We start from the raw sequence: 1180 nt of genomic DNA on the forward strand, positions 1-1180 counted from the left end.
GCCTCACGCCCCCACCCCCACCGTCTCCTCCGCCAACGCCACCGCTTCGTGAGCCACATCGACGGTGAGGCCGCCGAGTCCCGGCGGCTGCGCCACCACCTCGACGCGCACCAGGTCGCCCTCCCTGGTGACGGTGATCTTCGCCCCGCGCGGGGCCGCGCTCCTGGCCACCGCGGCGACCGCGTCGGGCGGGTCCTGCCGGGCGGCGGCCCGGGCACCGGCCCGGGCCGCGTCCACGCACTGGATCTGGGCGGCGGCGACGAGCAGCGCCCAGACCAGCGCCAGCGAGAACAGCACCAGCGTGGGCAGCACCACCGCGGCCTCGGCGGTCACGAACCCCCCGTCCCGGCCCTGGCGTTCACATTTTCGCATCGAGGGCCTTCTTCACGATGGCCTGCAACTCCGCGCCGACCTGCCCGCTCGTCACGACCTTGTAGAGCACCGCCGCGAACGCCACCGCGGCGATGATGCCGACGGCGTACTCCGAAGTGACCATTCCGGCATCCCGCCGGGCCACCAGCCCCACACGCGCCCTGCACGCCAGGGCCCACATCTTTTCCCGCACCACTGCGAACATCTCAACTCCCTTAATTTTCAGCTCTGTTGATGACTTATTCGTCGACGGCTCGCTTGCTGACGACCTGCTCCTGATCACATGCGGCACGAGTCACCCACCACCCCCGCCCAGCAGCCCGTCCGCCAGCCCGATCACCACGGGCAGTACGCCGACCGCGATGAACGCGGGGAGGAAGCACAGCCCCACCGGGGCGGTGACCATGACGGCCGCCCGCCGGGCCCGTTCCGTCGCCGTACGGCCCCAGTCGGCGCGGGTGTCGGCGGCGAGGCGGGCGACGGGACCGGCCGCCGGTACACCCGACTCGTCGGCCCGCTCCAGCAGGCTCGCGAGGGAGCCGGCTCCCGGTATCGACGCCAGCCTCCGCCAGGCTTCGGCCGGTTCGCCGCCGAGCCGCACCTCCGCCGCGCCCCGTGCCAGCGCCTCCCCGACCGGTCCCGCCAACGCCTCCCCCACCGCCTGGGCGGCGACCACCGGACCGGCGCCGGCCGCGATGCACGCCGCCAGCAGATCGGCGGCGAGCGGGAGTTGCCGGGCCGCCTCGGCAGCGTCGACGTCCGCCGTCGTCTCACCGGGCGCCCTCCGCCGTCGCCACCGCCACAGCCC

General features: G+C 74.2%; 3 protein-coding genes. All 3 read right to left on the bottom strand.

What is annotated here, in order from left to right:
- Positions 1–3: 3 nt before the first annotated feature.
- Positions 4–372: a TadE family type IV pilus minor pilin gene (locus AOK08_RS39340; protein ID WP_079054547.1), complete on the bottom strand. Its 369-nt coding sequence runs from the start codon at positions 370–372 to the stop codon at positions 4–6.
- Positions 359–577: a DUF4244 domain-containing protein gene (locus tag AOK08_RS39345; RefSeq protein ID WP_055535026.1), complete on the bottom strand. Its 219-nt coding sequence runs from the start codon at positions 575–577 to the stop codon at positions 359–361. Before AOK08_RS39345 ends, AOK08_RS39340 begins: the two co-directional genes overlap by 14 nt.
- 90 nt (positions 578–667) lie before the next feature.
- On the bottom strand, positions 668–1180 hold a 513-nt coding region (locus AOK08_RS39350; RefSeq protein WP_198539534.1), incomplete at its 5' end, for a type II secretion system F family protein.

It is taken from the genome of Streptomyces graminilatus, assembly GCF_001418565.1.
Taxonomy (GTDB): Bacteria; Actinomycetota; Actinomycetes; order Streptomycetales; family Streptomycetaceae; genus Streptomyces; species Streptomyces graminilatus.

Bases quoted from the DNA above. Each gene is read 5' to 3' on its own strand.
- AOK08_RS39340 (WP_079054547.1), bottom strand. From the start codon at position 372: ATGCGAAAATGTGAACGCCAGGGCCGGGACGGGGGGTTCGTGACCGCC.
- AOK08_RS39345 (WP_055535026.1), bottom strand. From the start codon at position 577: ATGTTCGCAGTGGTGCGGGAAAAGATGTGGGCCCTGGCGTGCAGGGCG.